This is a genomic window from Pseudonocardia sp. P1 (assembly GCF_000178675.2).
Classification (GTDB): Bacteria; Actinomycetota; Actinomycetes; order Mycobacteriales; family Pseudonocardiaceae; genus Pseudonocardia.
Window position 1 is genome coordinate 3,190,044 of the sequence record NZ_ADUJ02000001.1, and the last position, 18,049, is coordinate 3,208,092.

18 protein-coding genes and 1 tRNA gene are annotated in these 18,049 nt (G+C 72.8%); 12 read left to right on the forward strand and 7 right to left on the reverse strand.

All coding sequences use genetic code 11. The features are described 5' to 3' along the window. Window positions 1-16 precede the first annotated feature (16 nt). Window positions 17-1,150 (forward strand): serine hydrolase, encoded by a 1,134-nt coding sequence (locus PP1_RS14425; protein ID WP_029239999.1) that lies wholly within the window; start codon window positions 17-19, stop codon window positions 1,148-1,150. Window positions 1,151-1,191: 41 nt separating this feature from the next. On the opposite strand, the gene PP1_RS14430 is transcribed toward PP1_RS14425, so the two are convergent. Next, window positions 1,192-1,683 carry an SRPBCC family protein gene (locus tag PP1_RS14430; RefSeq protein WP_010241775.1) on the reverse strand — a complete coding sequence of 164 codons (492 nt, stop codon included), beginning with the start codon at window positions 1,681-1,683 and terminating at the stop codon, window positions 1,192-1,194. Window positions 1,684-1,904: 221 nt separating this feature from the next. Between PP1_RS14430 and PP1_RS14435 the strand changes: the two genes are divergently transcribed. Then, a complete protein-coding gene (locus PP1_RS14435; RefSeq protein ID WP_010241773.1) occupies window positions 1,905-2,837 on the forward strand; it encodes a GNAT family N-acetyltransferase in 933 nt (310 codons plus the stop codon). Between the two features lie 52 nt (window positions 2,838-2,889). Here PP1_RS14435 and PP1_RS14440 read toward each other — a convergent pair whose 3' ends face one another. Then, complete coding sequence (locus PP1_RS14440; RefSeq protein ID WP_249265925.1) at window positions 2,890-3,189, reverse strand: transcriptional regulator; 300 nt, start codon at window positions 3,187-3,189, stop codon at window positions 2,890-2,892. 41 nt (window positions 3,190-3,230) lie between these two features. After that, the gene (locus PP1_RS14445) at window positions 3,231-3,695 is read right to left on the reverse strand and encodes a hypothetical protein (protein ID WP_010241772.1); all 465 of its coding nucleotides are present in this window, start codon (window positions 3,693-3,695) and stop codon (window positions 3,231-3,233) included. Window positions 3,696-4,195: 500 nt separating this feature from the next. Between PP1_RS14445 and PP1_RS14450 the strand changes: the two genes are divergently transcribed. From PP1_RS14450 to PP1_RS14460, 3 genes are all read left to right on the forward strand, one after another. Continuing rightward, window positions 4,196-4,462, forward strand: coding sequence for a helix-turn-helix domain-containing protein (locus PP1_RS14450; RefSeq protein WP_010241770.1), 267 nt, complete (start codon window positions 4,196-4,198; stop codon window positions 4,460-4,462). Window positions 4,463-4,845: 383 nt separating this feature from the next. Next, the gene (locus PP1_RS14455; protein WP_010241768.1) at window positions 4,846-5,229 is read left to right on the forward strand and encodes a hypothetical protein; all 384 of its coding nucleotides are present in this window, start codon (window positions 4,846-4,848) and stop codon (window positions 5,227-5,229) included. A gap of 672 nt (window positions 5,230-5,901) precedes the next feature. Then, window positions 5,902-6,447, forward strand: a complete 546-nt coding sequence (locus tag PP1_RS14460) for an integrase (RefSeq protein ID WP_010241767.1) — start codon at window positions 5,902-5,904, stop codon at window positions 6,445-6,447. A 12-nt stretch (window positions 6,448-6,459) separates the two neighbouring features. Here PP1_RS14460 and PP1_RS14465 read toward each other — a convergent pair. Beyond that, window positions 6,460-6,532 (reverse strand) — tRNA-Lys (locus tag PP1_RS14465). A gap of 121 nt (window positions 6,533-6,653) precedes the next feature. Next, complete coding sequence (locus PP1_RS14470; protein ID WP_139316965.1) at window positions 6,654-6,851, reverse strand: hypothetical protein; 198 nt, start codon at window positions 6,849-6,851, stop codon at window positions 6,654-6,656. 95 nt (window positions 6,852-6,946) lie between these two features. Here PP1_RS14470 and PP1_RS14475 point away from each other — a divergent pair, with 95 nt between their 5' ends. The 7 genes from PP1_RS14475 (at window position 6,947) to phoU (PP1_RS14505) (ending at window position 14,179) form a co-directional block, all read left to right on the forward strand. Continuing rightward, on the forward strand, window positions 6,947-7,537 hold the full coding sequence (locus PP1_RS14475) for a superoxide dismutase family protein (protein WP_010241765.1): 591 nt from the start codon (window positions 6,947-6,949) through the stop codon (window positions 7,535-7,537). Window positions 7,538-7,653: 116 nt separating this feature from the next. Continuing rightward, entirely contained in the window at window positions 7,654-8,772 is a 1,119-nt protein-coding gene (gene dusB / locus PP1_RS14480) for a tRNA dihydrouridine synthase DusB (RefSeq protein WP_029239998.1), read from the forward strand. Between the two features lie 142 nt (window positions 8,773-8,914). Beyond that, window positions 8,915-9,802, forward strand: a complete 888-nt coding sequence (locus PP1_RS14485) for a GGDEF domain-containing protein (protein ID WP_010241763.1) — start codon at window positions 8,915-8,917, stop codon at window positions 9,800-9,802. Between the two features lie 840 nt (window positions 9,803-10,642). Then, a complete protein-coding gene (locus PP1_RS14490; protein WP_075313930.1) occupies window positions 10,643-12,379 on the forward strand; it encodes an LCP family protein in 1,737 nt (578 codons plus the stop codon). Window positions 12,380-12,481: 102 nt separating this feature from the next. Beyond that, window positions 12,482-13,138, forward strand: a complete 657-nt coding sequence (gene phoU / locus PP1_RS14495) for a phosphate signaling complex protein PhoU (RefSeq protein ID WP_010228002.1) — start codon at window positions 12,482-12,484, stop codon at window positions 13,136-13,138. A 133-nt stretch (window positions 13,139-13,271) separates the two neighbouring features. Next, window positions 13,272-13,436: a dodecin domain-containing protein gene (locus PP1_RS14500; RefSeq protein ID WP_249265924.1), complete on the forward strand. Its 165-nt coding sequence runs from the start codon at window positions 13,272-13,274 to the stop codon at window positions 13,434-13,436. A gap of 83 nt (window positions 13,437-13,519) precedes the next feature. Beyond that, window positions 13,520-14,179: a phosphate signaling complex protein PhoU gene (phoU, locus tag PP1_RS14505; RefSeq protein WP_010227997.1), complete on the forward strand. Its 660-nt coding sequence runs from the start codon at window positions 13,520-13,522 to the stop codon at window positions 14,177-14,179. A 19-nt stretch (window positions 14,180-14,198) separates the two neighbouring features. On the opposite strand, the gene ppk2 is transcribed toward phoU (PP1_RS14505), so the two are convergent. Together ppk2 and PP1_RS14515 are read right to left on the reverse strand one after the other, a co-directional pair. After that, window positions 14,199-15,068, reverse strand: coding sequence for a polyphosphate kinase 2 (gene ppk2, locus PP1_RS14510; protein ID WP_010227995.1), 870 nt, complete (start codon window positions 15,066-15,068; stop codon window positions 14,199-14,201). A 21-nt stretch (window positions 15,069-15,089) separates the two neighbouring features. Further along, window positions 15,090-17,825 carry a cation-translocating P-type ATPase gene (locus PP1_RS14515; protein ID WP_050802325.1) on the reverse strand — a complete coding sequence of 912 codons (2,736 nt, stop codon included), beginning with the start codon at window positions 17,823-17,825 and terminating at the stop codon, window positions 15,090-15,092. Window positions 17,826-18,049: the final 224 nt, after the last annotated feature.

An 18,049-nucleotide genomic window follows, 5' to 3' on the forward strand; every position in this document is an offset into this window, starting at 1 on the left:
CTGTCACAATTCCGTCGTGGCATCGACGCGCGGGCCCCGGGCCGGATCGGTGTCCGTCCTGCTCCCGGTCGTGTGCGCGCTGCTCGCCGCAGGATGCAGCGGCGCCCCGGCCCGGCCCTCCGACGGACCGTGTCCGCCGGTCGAGTCGGATGTCGGGACGGTGGACGGCTGGCTGGGGTACGTCGCCACCCATCCCGAGGACGTCGCCCTGGTCGCCGACGACGGCCGCGGCACGAGCCTGGCGCACCGGTCCGACGCGGTGCACCCCATGGCCTCGGCGAGCAAGGCGCTGAACATGGTGGCCTACGCCCGTGCCGTCGCCCGGGGCGCCGTGTCCCCGGACGAGCCCGTCCGCGTCGGGGACTGGGAACGCTGGGCCGTCCCGGGAAGCGGGGAGGACGCCCACGCGAAGGCGCTCGACCACGTGGGAATCCCCAGGCAGGGGTTCCGGGCACGCGATCCGGACCAGACCGTCACCCTCGATCAGGTGGTCGCCCAGATGATGATCTGGAGCGACAACGCCGCCCCCGACTTCCTGCGGGACCGGCTCGGTGACCGGGCCCTGACCGACGCCGCGGAGGCGGTCGGCTGGCGCGACGGCGAGCTCCCGAGCACGACCGGCCTCACCGTGTTGTTCTTCGCCCCGGAGCTGATGCCCTCCTCGACCGACCGGGCCGCGCGACGCGCCGTCGAATGGCAGCTCGCCCGTCGCTACGCCTCCGAACCCGCGTTCCGCGCCGATGTGGACTCCCGGCCGGTACCCGCCGGCGTCGACGAACCCGCGTTCGTCGACGGAGGACCGGGTGGGACCGCCGGGCAGCTCGCTGCGCTCTGGAGCGCCGTCGGCCACGGGACGTTCGAGGGCGCCGACATCGCCCGGCGGCTGACCGAGCAGGACCCGGACCCCGGTCCCGGCTTGATCGGCGTCGGGGTGAAGGGCGGGAGCACGCCGGGCGTTCTCGCTCGCGGGACCGAGGTCCGTCGCGACGACGGCACGGTAGGGGTCGCCGTGCTCCTGGTGCGGCGGATGAGCCCCGAGGACACCGCCGCGGTCGCCCGGTCCAGCCAGGCGTTCGGGGACGTCGTGCAGGCCATGGCCCAGGATCCGGCGCTGCTCGAGCAGCTGCGCTGCCGGCTGCCTCAGACCTAGAAGGCCGTCCCGGGATCTGCCCCTCAGCGGCTCCTCGTCCGTCAGGCCTCCGCTTCGCGGACGTCCGTCCCCTGCTCGGCGAACGCCTTGAAGTCGAGCATGTGCTGCCGGGACTGCTTGCGGAAGACACCGCCCATGAACGGCCCCGCCAGTCGCATCAGCACGCTGCTGAACCGGTACTCGTTCTCGCTCTCCCAGAGCGTGGTGCCCGGACCGGCCTCGGTCAGGCGTTCACGCGCGGCGTTCCACATGCCGTCGGCGACGATCTCGCGGTCGAAGCGGACGACGCTGCCGCTGGGGATCGCGTCCAGGTTCGTCGGTTCTCGGCGGGTGATGGTCTCGGTGCACTCCATCGTCTGCTGCCCCATCTGCATGACGACGCGCGACTCGGTGCCGACCTGCCCGTGCATCCCGTTCAGCGGCTCGTGCAGCACCACTCCGCGCAGCCACTTCGGTATGTGGGCCGGGTCGGCGAGCAGCTGGGCGACCTTCTCCCGCGGCAGGGCGATCTCGATCGAGACGGTGTACTTCATCGCGGAGTGCTCCAGGGTTCTCGTAGCGAGCGGGCCACACCAGGGACCGTTTATATCAGCTCACAGTTATGTTCTGTCGAGCTGCGCTCGACTCGGCCGCTCAGTCCGACCGAGTCGAGCGCAGGTGGTGGAGGGGCGGGCGATCTCCCGGCCGACCGGCTACTGTCGACGCGTACCGCACGGGCAGCGGATCTCCGACACCATGTCGACCAGGGAGACCCATGTCTGCAATCACCGTGCGACCGTTCCGGCGAAGCGACCGCGACCAGCTCACGGACCTGATCCACAGCCACGCCCACGCCGCGATACCCGGGACGCCCGTCACCGTCAACGCCGTACTGAGCCAGCTCGAGCACGAGCCGGACGAGTTCATCGTGGACACCTGGGTCCGTGAACGTGCCACCGTGGTCGGCGAGCAGCGTGGCCGGATCACTGCCGCGGCCCACGTGGTCCGCTACGGCGGCACCACCGACGTCGCCGCGGACCTACGCGATTCCGGTGAGCTGCGCTGGCTGCTCCAATGGCCCGACGCGTCCTACTGGCCTGACGCCCACCTGGCCGGCCGCGCCGTGGCCGATGCAGCAGTAGCTGTCCTCCGCTCCTGGAACGTCCGCTCGGTGCTCGCCGACTTCGCACTCCCGGCTCCCGGGCTGACCGGCGTGCCCGAACAGTGGCCCCACGTCGTCCGGCTGCTCGACGAGCTCGGGTTCGAGAGCCGTCGAAGCGAACAGGTGCTCCTCGCCGACGTCGCAACACTTCCCGACAGCACCCGGGACGACCTCACGATCCGGCGGACCCTCGGCGAGTGCGGTACCCGATTCACCGCTCTCACCGCAGAGCAGGAGCTGGGATACGTCGAGGTCGACACGACGATCGCCGGCCCGGGCCGGGTGGCAGCACCCGTCGGATGGGCCGATGTCGGGAACCTCCGTGTCGCCGAGGACAGCCGCTGGCAGGGCGTCGGGACCACGCTCGTCGCGGCTGCTGCGCACTGGCTCCGGCTCGCTCGTGTCGATCGACTGCTTGCGTACGCGGAGCCTGACGAGTCCGAACTCGTCGCGTTCCTCCGGCGGTGCGGATTCCAGGTCGTGACGACCTGCCACCGGGGATGGGTACAAACCGGTGATGTTCGCCGAAGGACTCGTGATCAGTAGCTGCCCGGTCGGCGCGGGGCCGGACAGCGGCTGTCCCGATCCATCGGTGCGGTCAGCTCGCGGACGTGGACTGCGAGGGGGGCCCGGGGGCGCCGCGGCGCACGATGGCCTGCAGCGCGGCGACGTGGTCGTCGAAGGTTCGCCGACCGCTGTCGGTCATGCGCACACGCACCCGCTTCCCGCGCCCCACACCGTCGCGCTCCAGCGCGACCAGCCCGGCCTCCTCCAGGATGCCCAGCTGCTTGGACAAGGCCGAGTCCGACAGCGCCAGGCCGTCGCGAAGCAGCCCGAACTCGATCCGGTCGGTGGCCGAGAGCAGCGACAGCAGCGACAGCCGGGTCGGGGCGTGCACCAACTCGCTGAACCCGGGTGGCTGGACGGGTGGCACCGCGCTCAGCCCCGACGGTCGCGTCGGCGCGACCACAAGAACCCGCCGAGCACCATCAGCAGCATCGCTCCGGTCCCGGACACGGTCTGGTCGAACGGGACGTCGAAGAAGCGCATCGGTATGCCGATCCCCATCAGGAGCCCGTAGAACACCACGAAGCAGACGGCGACGATGGACAGCTGCTCGCCGAGCGTGCTCCGGTGTGCGGTCACGCGCGCGCGCCGGTGGGCAACCCATCCCGCCACAGCGAGCACCACGAGCACCGACAACGGCACCCCCCATCGCAGGAACCAACCAGCCGGCGCCGGATCCAGGGCGCGCAGGTCGGTCACCAGCATCTGACCGAACAGAACCACGGCCGCAAGCACGAAGAACCAGCGTGGCGTCCCCGACCACAGCGCGATCCGGGTCCCCTGTCCCCGCCGCCGGCTCACCTCGGTCAAGGCCGCGCGGGCCTCGTCACCGTCCATTGTCCTCGCCCCCCGATCGATCACTTTCCGACCCGGCAAGTTTCTCAGATGGTGTCCCACTCGGCAACCTTCTTGGTGCGAGGCGCGAGCCGGCCGGGATTGCGGGTCCAACGCGCTCGGCGGGCCCGGTCGCTCGGAGAGCATCCGAGTACGGCGACCCGCTGCAACAGCATCAACCGGCGGGCAGACGCCTCGGGGCAGCTGAACCCCGCCCACGGACGAGCGGCAGGACGATCTCGACCAGGACCTCGTCCGGCACGGCCGGAACACCGCACAGGGCGTACCCGCCACGCAACACCGTCAGGGAGAGCGCCGCCACCCGCGGATGCACGGCCTCGGAGCTTCGCCGCGTGCCACCGCCTGGTCCACGATCGCGGCCCAGGCTGCGTCCGACGCGGCCCCTCCGGCCCTCTCGCGCAGCAGCTCCAGCAGGGCCGGCTCGTCGGCAGCCGCGGCCAGGAGATCACGCAGGATCTCCCCACGGGGCGAGGGCCAGGTCGATGACCGTGGTCGAGCAGCGCTACCGCGCCGTGCTGGCCGTCGAGCAAGGCGAACCGCGCTATCAGGTCGCAGCCCAGTTCGGCGTCTCGCGCCAGACCACCACACCTGGATCACCGGCGACCGCGTGGACGAGTTGGCCGCGTGCCCACACCGCGAACGCTCGGAGCGAGTCGCGAAGCGCGCAGCCGTTCGTGCTCCGCCATCAGGTCCCGATCGACTCCCGGTCGGGGGACACGACGTCGGCTGTGGCCTGCACCGCCGTCTAGACCACCGGACAAGCAGCCTGACCCCACGGTGGCGAACCAGGCGCTATGCCTCTATTGGGGCGCATCCTGAACTGACCGAAGTTCGAAGTCGCGATTGTTCGAACTCGACGAGAGCATAGGTTTTCACTCGATCCAGTGAAAGTCGGCTATTTATCGATGCAACGTCTAGCGTTGATTCGATACGCTGTCATCTGGCCTGAGAACATGCTGGTCAGAGGCACCTCGAAGAGGGTGCTACGCATACAGACAATCAGCGGTTCACCGAAATGACGAGACGCTGCACACTCTCCCCGACTCCTGTCTGGAAATCGCTGCCGGATAGCGTCGCTGTCAGCGCACCGGTGATCTCCGGATGTGCATCACACCCCAGGAGAGGATGAATCATGCGCAAGTCCGTGCGTACTCTGCTCGTGTCCGCGATGGCTGTGCCGATGTCCCTCGGTGTCGCCGGGATGGCCTTCGCCGACGAGGGCGACTTCACGCAGGAGCAGGGCCAGACCACCGAGGGTGCCGTGTCCGGCGAGCAGGGCGCCAGCACCGACCAGGACAACGGGAGCTTCGCCCCCGTCACCCAGCTCAACCCGGCGCTCAACGTCTCCGACGTTCTGGGCATCAGCGACTTCGCCAACGAGGACTCCGAGGGCGGCGAGGGGCAGTCGATCGTCCAGGACAACTCGATCGACTCGACCAACGAGCAGGGCACCAGCTCCTCCACCGACCAGGCCCAGAAGAGCCTTCTGAGCCAGATCAGCGACTTCGAGGGCTGATCTACACGTCGCGTTTCTCGCGACGCCGACGGGCCGGTCCACACTCCCGGGTGGACCGGCCCGTTGCCATTTCAGGGCACGGTCAGCGCGGCTGTCGTTCATAGACTTGGCACTGACAGCCACCACCGGCCCGCGGTCTCTTCCGACGCGTGATCAGAAAGACCTCGCAGTTGCTCCGGGGCGCCGTCGAGCAGCTCCAGCACCGCGGCGGGCCGCTGCCTGCTCCTTCGGGAACAAGAGCCGATACCGCTCGAACGCGCATACCTGCATTACGTCCCCACAGAGCGGAACCCCGGACGACGGCTCGGGAAGGTGCGAGTGGTTAGCAAGTATCCGGCGTCCAGGTCGTGATGGTCTTGTCGTCGTGGCGCTCGGCTGGCGGCAGCTGGCAACCGTTGGGCTTGCTCGACTTCTCAGCGGTGTTGCTGCTGCAGAAGTACGTGTGGCCCGGGGTGGTCCTGGGCAACCACGTCGCTCCAGGGCATGCCCAAGTGATCGATGGTGCGTTGCGCCCCGGTCGGTGGCGAGCACTGCCCATCTAAGGTCTGCGATGTCGAACCGGCCGACGGTGGCATGGTGGCCGGCCTCGCCGGTGGCCTCTGCGACCCGATAGCCGTCATCGCGGTTGCGGGCGCGTAGCTCGCCGCGCTGGAGGTCGGCGAGGAGCTGCCGGTGGGCGTCGTCGTAGCCGCTGCCCTGCTGAAGCCGGTCGCGGTAGCTCTGCCGCTGGTCGGGCGCGACGGACTCAAGCCGGTCGTCGCAGAGTCGGATCTGCTGACCGTCGCGTGTGCCGAGCACGATGCTGCTGTCGCCGAGCACCGCTACGTCCACGGTCTCGCTGGCGATCACGAGGTCGTCGCGGTTGAGCAGCCGCCGGCCGGGAAGAGCGATGTCGAGCGGGCCGCCACCGAAGAACGCGCAATGTGCCGGCGGGGCGCTGCTGCGGATCTGGGTGATGCGGCCCTTGGTCAGGCCGATAGCTGCCACCGAGCTGGTCCCGTGCCTCCCAAGACCGTGGCCACCCTCATGGACGCGGCGGGTCTGAGCTCGCGCCGGGTGGCCGATCAGCTCGGCCACGCGGAGGTGTCGATGACCCGGGACAACTACTCCGGCCGGAAGGTCGCCCGGACCGGCGCCGCGGGCGTACTGGAGCTTTTCAGCACTACCGGGGGTCAATCGGGGGTGGATCTTGACGAGGATGCGGCATCAGGTGCTTGACCTGGGAGAATGTGGGCCCCCGGGGGATCGAACCCCGAACCCGCGGATTAAAAGTCCGCTGCTCTGCCGATTGAGCTAGAGGCCCCTGACCGACCCCGGCTGCACCGGGCCCGGCCCGCCACCGGATCCCCCCGGACGGTCACGACGAGCCAGGTCCCACCCTACAGCGGCCCCCCACCGATCTCGTCACTGCGACACCAGGGCCGTCAGTCGGAGCGACCCTCGATCGTCTCGGTGAGCTCCCGTTTCCAGGCCTCGCGCTCGTCCGGGAAGTTCCGACCCATGTCGGAGATGCAGTCCGCGCACCGTCCGACGATCGTCAGCAGCGCGCCGTTCGAACACCGGACGCACGGGACCGGCTGCGCGAGGGCGTCCGGCGACGCCTCGGCCACATCGGCTGTCACCCGGCCACGGTAGCGGACACCCGAAGCGGTGGATCGCCACCACCACGGCGTGCCGGTACCCGACCGAAACATCCCTTTCACCCACACTGCCGGGTATGAACGTCCGTACCTCTGCCAGGGTCGCGCTGCTCGGCGCGACCGCGCTCCTCGTCGTCGCCTGTGGCGGGGGTGGGCAGACCGGCCAGGGCGACGCCGCCACCGTCGAGCAGAACGTCCAGGTGTCCGCGACCACCGCCGAGGGCGGCGACGGCCCGGCCTACACCTACGACACCGCGCTCGTCCCGGCCGGCGCGACCCTCGAGGTCACCAGCGGCAACGACGGCGGTTCCACCACGACGACGCTGCGGGTGAGCGGGCTCGTCCCGAACCGTGCCTACGGCTCGCACGCGCACACGATGCCGTGCGGACCCGACGCCGGCGACGCCGCCGGGCCGCACTACCAGCTCTCCCAGGACCCGGTGACCCCGAGCGTCGACCCGGCCTACGCGAACCCGCAGAACGAGATCTGGCTGGACTTCACGACCGACGCCGAGGGCAACGCCGAGGCGACCAGCACCGTCCCGTGGACGTTCCCGGACGACCGGCGGGCGGCGTCCGTCGTCGTCCACGAGGAGCCCACCGCGACGCACGCCGGGCACGCCGGTACCGCGGGTGGCCGTCCGGCCTGTGTGACCGTCGAGTTCTGAGCCGTCCGGGCGGGGGCGCCCGCGCGACCGGTGCCTGGGACAATGGTCCCGTGACGATCGTGCAGGACCGCCCCCGCGACGGGCGGACGGACACCCCCGCCCACCGCGAGCGGGTGCTGCCGCCGCTGCGCATCGGCCCGTTCGAGGTCGAGACGCCCGTGGTGCTGGCACCCATGGCGGGCATCACCAACCCCGGTTTCCGGCGCCTGTGCCGCGAGCAGGGCGCGGGCTACTACGTCTGCGAGATGATCACCGCCCGCGGGCTGGTGGAGAAGAACCCGCTGACGTTCCGCATGATCGCGTTCGACGCCGACGAGCACCCCCGCTCGATGCAGCTCTACGGCGTCGATCCCGACTCGATGCGGCGGGCCGCGCAGATGATCGTCGAGCGGGATCTCGCCGACCACATCGACATGAACTTCGGCTGCCCGGTCCCCAAGGTCACCCGCCGGGGTGGCGGGGCGGCGCTGCCGTTCAAGCGGAAGCTGTTCGAGCGGATCGTGAGCGCCGCCGTCGAGGGCGCCGGGGACCGGCCGGTGACCGTCAAGATGCGGATCGGCATCGACGACGACCACCACACGTACCTGGACGCGGCCCGGATCGCCGTCGACTCGGGTGCCGTCGCCGTCGCGCTGCACGCCCGCACCGCCTCCCAGCGCTACTCCGGCCAGGCCGACTGGGACGCGATCTCCCGGCTCCGTGAGCACGTGCCCGCCCACGTCCCGGTGCTGGGCAACGGCGACATCTTCTCCGCGCAGGACGCGCTGGACATGGTCGCCCGGACCGGGTGCGACGGCGTCGTCGTCGGCCGGGGCTGCCTGGGCAGGCCGTGGCTGTTCGGCGACCTCGAGGCGGCGTTCGCGGGCCGCGAGCTGCCCGCCCCGCCGGACCTGGGTCAGGTGGCGGCGACGCTGCGCCGGCACGCCGTCCTGCTGTGCGAGCACATGGGTGACCACAAGGGGATCCGGGACGTGCGCAAGCACATCGCCTGGTACCTGAAGGGCTTCCCGGTCGGGCCCGAGCTGCGGCGCAGCCTCGGGATGGTCGAGTCCATCGACCACCTCGACGAGCTGCTCACCGGGCTGGACCCGCACGAGCCGTTCCCGGCCGAGGCGGACGGCCCGCGCGGGCGGCAGGGTTCGCCGGGCCGCGTCGTCCTCCCCGAGCACTGGCTCGACGACCCGGACGACGTGTCCGTCCCCTTCGGAGCGGACGTCGAGCACTCCGGCGGCTGATCCCGCCACCACGGGGCGATCATGGTTCCCCGAGCCGGGGGAACCGGGCACGCCGAACGGGTGCCACGCCGGCTCACGCCTCAAGCGGGACCGGTGTCGTACCGATGACCCTCGTGACGACAGGTGAGACGGGAGGTGGAGGGTGACCGACACGGCCTGGTCGGTGCGCAACCTCGTGCGTTCGGCACGTCGCACCGCGCCGCCCGCCGACGGCGTCGCGCTCGACGACACCGCGCTCGACGGCGTCGCACCGTCCGATCCCGCCGCGCGCGCCGCGCTGCACACCGCCGCCGCCGAGCGGCTGGCCGGTCACGACCGCTACGAGCAGGCCTACCTGCACCTGCGCGAGGCCGTCCGGCTGCTGAACGGCCCCACCGGCGCCACGGTGGAGGACGAGCTGGACCGGCTGCGCCGCGAGCACGCCGAGGCGCGCGAGCAGAGCCGACGGGACAGCCTGACCGCGTCGTACAACCGTCGCTACCTCGACGAACGTCTCGTCGACCTGCTCGGCGACGGGACCGGCCGGGTCTGCCTGGCACTCGCCGACATCGACCACTTCAAGCAGGTCAACGACACCCACGGGCATCCGTTCGGGGACCGCGTCCTGCAGCGGATGGTGCACGAGCTGGGCCGGGAGCTGCCGCGCGGCGCCTTCTGCGCGCGCTACGGGGGCGAGGAGTTCGCACTCGTCCTGCCCGACGTCTCCGCCGACGAGGGGATCGCCGCCTGCGAGGCGGCCCGGGAGCGGGTGGCCGCCCACGACTGGTCAGCGCTCCACCCGGAGCTCCGGATGACGATCAGCATCGGTGTCGCGCACGCCGTCCCCGGCACCTCCGGGACCGAGGCGCTGGTCGACGAGGCCGACCTGCTGCTGTACACGGCCAAGCAGGCCGGCCGGAACGCGGTCGCCCACCGGTCCGGCGACGGCAGGGTGACGCTCGCCGGAGCCGCGTCCGGACGTAGGTCGATCCCCCAACCGGACGCCGGTCGGAGCCGCCCCGGACCCGCGACACCGCCCCCTCCCGAATAGAATCGGCGCCGGACGCCCGGCCGGCGTCCGTGGCCCGCGCCCCCCGAACGGCGCACGGCCACCGCGCGTCCCGGAGCGGACACGCGACGAGGAGGCCCGGTGCAGGACGACGACGACGCGCGCCGGTCCCGGCGTACCCGTCGCCGGGCCGAGGGCGAGGGCGCACGCCGCGCCGCGCAGGAGCGCGGGCCCGCCGACCGTCCCGCGCCCGTGGAACCCGACCGTCCCGCGCCCGTGGAACCCGACCGTCCCGCGCCCGTGGAACCCGACCGTCCCGCGCCCGTGGAACCCGACCGTCCCGCGCCCGTGGACCCCGACCGGCCCGGCACCGGTGCCCGCCCACCGGCGGGGCAGTCCGGCACCGGTCCGACGCCCCGGCCCGGCGGCGCCCCTGGCCCCGGCACGGCCTCCCCAAGCGGCGTCATGCGTGTGCGGGGCGGACGGGTGCCCCGCAGCCCCGGCGGCCCGGCACCGGCCGGCCCGTCGTCCGGGCCCGGCACCGTCCCGCCCGGTCCCCCACGAACCGGCCCCCCACCCTCCGGGCCGGCACCCTCCGGTCCGGCACCGTCCGGTCCAGCACAGTCCGGTTCCCATCCGTCCGGTTCCCATCCGTCGGGCCCGACGCCGCGCGGTCCGGTGCCCCCGGGCCGCGGACCGGCCGGCCACTCCGGCGCCGCCCCCTCTGGGCCCGTCCCGCCGGGTCCGGTCCCGCCGGGTCCCGTCCCGCCCGACGCGCGTCCCGCGTCCGAGGCACCGCAGCGCGGCCCCGTCACGGGCCAGGGCGGCCCGGGCGGCCCCGGCACGTCGCAGCCGAACCGCGTCCCGCCGTCCGGACCGGGTGTGCCGCCGCCCGACCGGCCCGACCGACGACCGCACGCGTCCGGCCCGGGGAGCACGCCTCCGCAGCCGGACCGGGCGCCCGCGAACGGCCCGGACCCCACCCGGTCCCGCCCGCAACCGGCGCACGGCACCCCGCCGCCCGCACCGGGCGCCACGGCGGAACCGGCCCGCGGCACCGGCCGGGGCCGCGGCGCCACGGACTCCCGCCGCACCGAGGCGTTCGACGCCCTGGTCCCGCGCCGGCTCCGCCGCCGCTACGCCGACGACGACGCTGCGGCCGACGGCCGGAAGGGCCACGACGACGTGGCCGACGACGACCACGGGGCCGGCGCCACTGCCGTCGACGACCGCGACACCACCGAGGACGAGCCCGGCACCGCGACCCCGGCGCCCGCAGGACCGGCCCGTCGGCGCGGCCCGCTGCGGATCGCCGCGGCGGCGGCCGCCGTCGTCGTCCTGGCGGCGACGGCGTTCGGGTTCGCCGGCCGCGGCGAGGTCTACGACGGCGTCCGCTCCGTCGCCGCACTCGCCCCGGACTCCGACGCGGTCCTCGACGCCGAGCTGCAGGCCGGCGACCGGAACGTGCTGGTGCTGGGCGTGCAGGCGGACCGGGCCGGAGCGCCCGAGGCCGCCCGCACGGACACCGCCGTCCTCGTCCACCGGCCGGCCGGTGGCGCCCCGGCCGTGACCCTGTCGGTCCCCGCGACGCTCGAGGTCCCCCGGCCCCCGTGCCGGCGCTGGGACGCCGCGACCGGCTCCTACGGCGAGACCGTGCCCGCCGAGTCCCGCACGGCGTTCGCCACCGCCTACGACATCGGCGGCCCGGCCTGCACGGTCGGCGTCGTCCAGCAGCTCACCGGGATCCCGGTGAGCGGGTTCGTCGCGTTCGACCTCGCCGGCGCCCCCGACCTGGTCGGTGCGGTCGGCGGCATCGAGGTGTGCACCGAACGGCCGGTCGTCGACCCGGTGCTCGGCCCGGTCGTCGAGGGCGCCGGTCGGGTCCCGCTGGACGGCGAGGCAGCCGTCCGCTTCGCCACGGCCTCCGGTGCGGGCGACAGCTCCCCCGCCAACCGGGTCCAGCGCCAGCAGCGCGTGCTCGCCGCGGCTCTGGGAGACGCGCTGTCGACGTCGTCGCTGCTCACCCCCGGTGCGCCGGGGCGCTCCGCCGAGGGCGTGGTCGGCGCGCTCACCGCGGACGGCGTCGACGCCGGCGAGATCCTCTCCCTCGCGCAGGGGCTCGGTCGCGCCGGTACCGCGGGCGACGGCAGCACCCCGGTCTTCCTGCCCCTGCCGGTCTCCGAGGCCCCCAACACCCGCGGCCACCTGGAGCTGCAGCGCAGCGACGCCCGTGAGCTCTTCGCCGCGCTGCGCGAGCACGAGCCGCTGCCCGAGTCGGCGACCGCGCCGGCGGCCCGGGCCGCCGACGCGCCCGCGGCCGGCACCACCGTCGACCTGGTGGACGCGACCGGGCGCCCGGGCGCCGTGGACCAGGTCGCCGAGGACCTGCGGGCCCGCGGCTACGAGATCGGGGTGGTCACCACCGGCCCGGCCACCGACCGCGCCGAGGTCCGCTACTCCCCCGACAACACCGACGCGGCCGGTGCGCTCGTCGGGACGCTGCCCGGTACCCGGCCCGCCCCGGACCCGACGGGCAGCGGGGTGCTGCGGCTCGTGGTCGGCGCCGGTGACCGGGAACCCGCCCAGGCCGTCCCCGCCACCGACGCCGACTGTTCGTGAGCCGACGTCCCACCTGCCCGAACGGGCGAACGTCGCCCACCGTTCACGGTGGGTTCACTCACTGAGGCTGCCCTACGGAAGAGGTCGCTCTAGGCTCGTGGCATGCGCGACGAGTACCAGGTGCAGCTGGACGAGCTGGCCTCCGGCCTTGCGGGGATGTGCGACGACGTCGCTCGCGCGATGGAGAACGCCACCCGCGCGCTGCTGGAGTCGGATCTCCAGCTGGCCGAGCAGATCATCTCCGAGGACGTCCGGATCGACGACGTCCGCGCCGACGCCGAGCACCGCGCCTTCGGGCTGCTCGCGCTGCAGGCCCCGGTCGCGACGGACCTGCGGGTCGTCGTCGCCGCCATCCACGGCGCCGGTGACCTCGAGCGGATGGGCGACCTGGCCCTGCACGTCGCCCAGGCCGCACGGCGCAGGCACCCCCAGTCGGTCGTCCCGGACGAGATCAAGCCCTACTTCGCCGAGATGGGCCGGGTGGGCGTCCAGCTCGCGGAGAAGGCCGGCCAGGTGATCCGCAGCCGTGACCTCGAGGCCGCCACCGAGCTCGAGGCCGACGACGACGCGATGGACGACCTGCACGAGCACATGTTCACCGTGCTGATGGACCGCAACTGGACGCACGGGGTGTCCGCGGCCGTCGACGTCGCCCTGCTGGCCCGGTTCTACGAGCGCTATGCCGACCACGCCGTCGCCGTCGCACGCCGGATCGTCTACGTCGTGACCGGCCAGATGCCGGGTCCGCTCGCCGTCTGACCGTCCGCCGGTCACCAACCGCACACCCGGTCGACCGGCCCGTCGCCGACCGGTCGCCGGATCGGGTTTGGTCCGTGGGCCGTGGGGGCACCCCGCGTCCATGGAGCATGCGGGCTGCGTCGTCACAGAGGTGGTGGGCACCTCCGACGAGAGCGTCGAGGAGGCGATCCGGAACGGCATGGTCCGGGTCGGGCAGTCGCTCGAGTGGTTCGAGGTCACCGGCGTCCGGTCGACCGTGCTCGGATCCGCCGAGCGCTTCCAGGTGGACCTGAGGCTCGGCGTACGCCGGGCCGCATGACCCACCACACCGTCGCGGGCGTTCACCAACCGTTCACCGGCACCGGGCCGAGCCGGTCCGTGGACCCGAACTAAGGTCGTCACATGCGCAGGGAGACGCTCGACGACAATCTCGAGCAGCTCCAGCTGATGCTCGACGAGATGAGCCCGCTGGTCGCCGCAGCCTTCCACCGCGCCTCCGACGCACTGCTCCACGACCGTCTGCGCCTCGCCGAGCAGGTCGTCGCCCGTGACTCCATCATCGACGGGCACCGGGCCGCGATCGAGCTGCTCGCCGTCGAGACCATGGCGCTGCACCAGCCGATGGCCACACCGCTCCGGGCCGTCGTCACCGCGCTGCGCTGCTCCCAGCAGCTGGAGCGCATGGGGGACCTCGCCCGGCACGTCGCCGAGGTGGTCGCCCGCTCCGGCGACCGGCCGGCCCTGCCCGAGCAGGCCCGCCCGCTGTTCACCGACTACGGCGCCCGCGTCGCGGCGATGGGTGACAAGGCCGTCGAGGTGCTCCGCACCCGCAACGTCGTCCTGGCCTGCGAGCTGGAGTCCGACGACGACGCCGTCGACGCCGCGCACCGTTCCGTCTTCGAGATGATGTTCGGCTCCGACTGGGACGCCGGGGTGCCCGCCGCCGTCGACGTCGCCCTGCTGGCCCGTTTCCACGAGCGCTACGCCGACCACTGCGTCCACCTGGCCGAGCACGTCGTCTACGCCGTCACCGGCACCACCCCGGACCAGGTCTCGCTCTGACCCCGGGCGGCCGCTCGGGTCAGAACGGTGCCGGGATCCAGCGCAGCGGGACGACGGGGGTGGCCGTGTCCGGCGGTGCGTCCCGGTCGGGCAGGTGGACCTTCTTCCGGGGGACGTGCTCGTACGGCACCCGGTCGAGCAGGTGCGTGATGACGTTCAGCCGGGCCCGGCGCTTGTCGTCGGAGTGCGCCACGTACCAGGGCGCCCAGGCGGTGTCGGTCGCGGCGAACATGGCGTCGCGGGCGCGCGAGTAGTCCGCCCACCGCGTGTAGGACTCCAGGTCGATCCCGGACAGCTTCCAGACCTTGCGGGGATCGTCGATCCGGCTCTCCAGCCGCCGCGTCTGCTCGTCCGCGCTCACCTCGAGCCAGTACTTGACCAGGACGATCCCCGAGTCGATCATCGCGCGTTCGACCCCGGGCGTCATCGCGAGGAAGCGGGTGGACTGTTCCTCGGTGCAGAAGCCCAGGACCCGCTCGACGCCGGCGCGGTTGTACCAGCTCCGGTCGAAGATCACGACCTCACCGGCGGCCGGGAAGTGGGAGACGTAGCGCTGCAGGTACATCTCGGACTTCTCGCGCTCCGTCGGCGCCGGGAGCGCCACGACGCGGAACACCCGCGGGCTGACCCGCTCGGTGATGGCCTTGATGGTGCCGCCCTTGCCCGCCGTGTCGCGGCCCTCGAACACGATGCAGATCTTGGCCCCCGTCGCCTTGACCCACTCCTGGAGCGCGACCAGCTCCCCGTGCAGCCGGCGCAGCTCCCGCAGGTACTCCTTGCGCTTCATCCTCGGCCGCTCGGCGGCCCCCGTGGCCGGGGCCGGACGGACGTGGCCGTCGTGGACCGCCGTGTGCTCGTGGTGCTTGTGGTGTTTGTGGTGCTTGGACATCGCGGCTCCCCACGGCGTGGACTACCCGGACCTGGACGGGACCCGATCGGCCTGCCGCCGTCCGACGGCCTTGCCCCCCTCCCAGAGCAGGAGCAGGCCCACGGCGGGCACGATCGCCCAGAGGAACTGCACGGCGCTGATGTCGACGGTGCCCAGCAGCCGGTGGAAGACGTCCGACTGCCCGACGAGGACGGCGAGGGCGATCTCGACGACCGCGGCCCGGTTCATCTGCTTGCTGTCGAAGGTGTCGAGCGTGAACACGGTCGCGGTCGCGCTCCGGCACTCGAAGGCCGCGACGACGAGGCACAGGGCGAAGGCCGTGAAGGCGATCGTCTGCCCGACGGCGGGATCCGCGAACGTCCGCTGGGCCAGTGCGATCAGGATCAGCAGCGCGGCGCTGACCGCGAGCCCGGCGAGGCCGACGGTGACCATCAGCCCGGGCGTCATCACGGACTCGTCGCGGGGGCGCGGGCGGAGCCGCATGAGGCCGGGTGTCTCGCGGTCGAACCCGAGGGCGAACCCGAAGGCCGCGTTGACGACGAAGTGGATCCACAGCACCTGGGCGGGTGTGAACGGTTCGCCCGCGGCGATGTCGAACAGGGTCGCCCCGAGGAAGGTGAGGACGAAGACGACCAGCAGCAACAGGACGAAGCGGATGTACTTGGTCAGGTTGTCGTAGATCTTCCGGCCCTGCTCGACGGCGAAGACGATCGTCGAGAAGTTGTCGTCGGAGAGGATCATCCGACCGGCGTTCCGGGCGACGTCGGTGCCGGACCCCATGGCGATCCCGATGTCGGCGGCCTTGATGGCCGGGGCGTCGTTCACGCCGTCACCGGTCATCGCGACGACGTCGCCCTTCTTCTTCAACGTGTCCACCAGGAGCACCTTGTGCTCCGGGGCGACCCGGCCGATCACGCCGATCTCGTCGATCCGGGCCAGCCGCACGTCCTCGGGGAGGGCGGCGAAGTCCGCGCCGAGCACAGCGGTGCCCCGGATGCCGAGCTGCTCGGCGATGGCGGCACCGGTGGTCACATCGTCGCCCGTCACCATGCGGACCCGGATGTTCGCCGCCTGGGCCTCGGCCACGGCCTGCTGGGACTCCGCGCGGGGCGGGTCCACCATCCCGACGAGGCTCGTCAGCTCGAGGTCCGTGACGAGGGCGAGCAGGTCGCCGTCGGCGTCGAACGCACCGGGATCGACATCGCGCACCGCGGCGGCCATCACCCGCATCCCGGCCTGCTCCATGCGCACCATGTGCCCGGTCGCCCGCTCCGCGAGCCCGGCGTCCCACCGTGCCGGGCCGTCCGCCGAGAGCGCCGACGACGCCCGGTCCATCACCGCGGGCGCCGCGCCCTTCACGAAGCAGCGCACCACCGGCCGCCCCGCCGCGTCGGCCGCGGTGTGGAAGGTGGCCATCAGCTTGTAGCCGGGGTCGAAGGGCAGCGTGGCCAGGCGCGGCAGCCGCGCGCGGGTCGCCTCCACGTCCAGTCCCGCCTTGTGCGCCAGCACCAGCAGCGCCCCCTCGGTCGGGTCCCCGACGACCCGGCCGTCGACGAGCTGCGCATCGCTCGCGAGCACGTACGGCAGGATCGCGGGCTCGATCGACGCCGCGCGGCCGGCCGCGTGGTGGACCGCCCCCGCGAGCTCGTAGCCGCTGCCCGAGACGGTCCAGCGGTCACCGACGTCGACGACCTCGACCGCCGTCATCTCGTTCCTCGTCAACGTGCCGGTCTTGTCGGAGTTGATCGCGGAGGTGAAGGCGAGCGTCTCGACCGACGGCAGCTCCTTCACGATCGCGTTGCGCGCGGCGAGATCGACACCACCGACGGAGAGGATCCACTGCGTGACCGTCGGCAGCGCCTCCGGGACGGCCGCGATCGCCAGCGCGACCGCACTGACGAACAGCACGTCCCAGGCCTCGCCCCGGCCGCGGCCGAGCACGAACATCACCAGCATCGTCAGCCCCGCCGCGGCGGCGATCCACAGCGTCAGCCGGTCGAGCTCCCGGGTGAGCGGTGACTTCTCCCGCTCCGTCCCGGCGAGCATCGAGGAGATCCGCCCGAGCTCCGTCCGTGCTCCGGTGCCGGTGACGATCACCGTCCCGCTCCCGTGCGTGACCGGGGTGTTCGTGAAGGCCATGTTCGTCCGGTCGCCCGGCCCCGGGGCACCGCCGGCGTCGAGGGTGGCGACGTCCTTCGACGCCGGCGTGCTCTCGCCGGTCAGTGCCGACTCGTCGATCTGCAGCGCGCTCGCGACGACGATGCGGCCGTCGGCGGGGACCTGGTCGCCCGCGGAGATCAGCACGACGTCGCCGGCGACCACCTGCTCGGCCGGGATCTCGGCCGAGGTGCCGTCGCGACGGACCCGCGCGGTCGCCTTCATCATCGACTTGAGCGCGTTCATCGCGCTCTCGGCCTTGCCCTTCTGCCGCAGCCCGATCACGGCGTTGAGCACCGTCAGGGCGAGGAGCAGCACCGCGGTGCCCCACTCCTGCACGAACAGCGAGACGACGGCCGCGGCGAGCAGGATGAGCTGCATGTAGCTGCGGTACTCGTCGAGGAACCGGACCCAGCCGGGTTTCGGCTTCTCCTCGGGCAGCGCGTTCGGCCCGTGGATCCGCAGCCGGTCCTCGGCCACGGCCGTCGAGAGCCCCTGGCCGGGATCGACGCCGAGGGCCTCCGCGACCGCGGCCGGTGTCCGCGCGAACCAGTCGTCACCCGTGGCGGCCTCCCGGCCGGCCGGAACGTCGGTCCTCATGGCCGGGCCTCCGATCCGCTCGCGCCGCGCCGCGGAGTCCCGCGGCGTCACGCCGGCCGGGCGGGCCCGGACCGGCAGGACGTCGTCCGGACCGATGGAAGACCGCCGGTCCGGCCGCGGCCACACCCGCTACGGGTGAACGGAGGGGCGTCCCTCGGTTGCGGGGCCGCGGGGCCGACGGTCCCGGCCGTACGGGCGCACCGGGGGGCACGACGCACGACGGC